This window comes from Nostoc sp. CCY 9925 (assembly GCF_963920935.1).
GTDB lineage: Bacteria > Cyanobacteriota > Cyanobacteriia > Cyanobacteriales > Nostocaceae > Nostoc.
The window spans coordinates 1-207 of the sequence record NZ_CAWUDO010000355.1; the positions used below are offsets into that span (position 1 = coordinate 1).

Here is a 207-nt window from a genome sequence, read left to right on the forward strand (position 1 = left end):
TGGTGCTGTTCGGCATTCCGGGGTCGCGCGTCGTGCTGGACGCGGTGACCAACGCCATCGACGGCCTAGCCAAGGCGACGGCGGAGGGGACGCAGTTCGTCTTCGGCTATCTGGGCGGCGGCGCCCAGCCCTATGCCGTGGCGGACCAGAATGTGCTGTTCGTCTTCGCCTTCAATGTGCTGCCGCTGATTTTGGTGATCTCGGCGC

1 protein-coding gene is annotated in these 207 nt (G+C 65.7%); it reads left to right on the forward strand.

Annotation, left to right across the window (positions count from 1 at the left end; genetic code table 11):
* The coding region (locus ACM0OY_RS40735; RefSeq protein WP_414574355.1) for a hypothetical protein at positions 1–207 on the forward strand (207 nt) is incomplete at both ends.